General features: G+C 36.1%; 1 protein-coding gene. It reads right to left on the reverse strand.

Annotated elements, in window-relative coordinates:
* A partial coding sequence (locus CUN59_RS22220; RefSeq protein ID WP_438501836.1) for a chloride channel protein occupies nt 1-601 on the reverse strand: 601 nt, incomplete at both ends.

Raw genomic sequence — 601 nt, forward strand, 5'->3', positions numbered from 1 at the left:
ATGCCATTTAATTTTAAAAGTTTGTCATAAAGTGAACCAGGAAAAATATTCTCAGATACAAGATAAGATGTCACAGATACCACCATTAATGGTAAAACTAAATTAAAATCTGTAGTCATTTCAAAAACAATCACAATTGCAGTGATAGGAACTTTGGAAACAGCGCTAAAAAATCCCCCCATTCCGGCTAAGGCGTAGGTAGTCGGTGAACCAATTCCAAATATTTGCAATTCACAAACACCAATAATATGTCCTAAACAAGAACCTAAAATTAAACTGGGTGCAAATAATCCCCCAGGTGCGCCTGAACCAAAGGCAATTAAGGTTAAGACAAATTGGGCAATAAACACAATTGCTGCTAACGGTATATTCGGTTCACTGGCAATTAAAAACTCCCGCAAACCTGTATTATCCCGAAAATATTCTGGTAGCAAAGACATAATTAAACCAGAAGCTAAACCAGCTAAAGCTACCTGCAAAGGTAAACTAATATGTAAACGGCGATAAGCTTGAATACTAAATATTAATCCCCGACTAAATAAAGCCGCCAATAAACCCGCAAGAACTCCTAAAATTAATAAAACGGGAATTTCTAATAGGG

The organism is Cuspidothrix issatschenkoi CHARLIE-1 (genome assembly GCF_002934005.1).
Taxonomy (GTDB): Bacteria; Cyanobacteriota; Cyanobacteriia; order Cyanobacteriales; family Nostocaceae; genus Cuspidothrix; species Cuspidothrix issatschenkoi.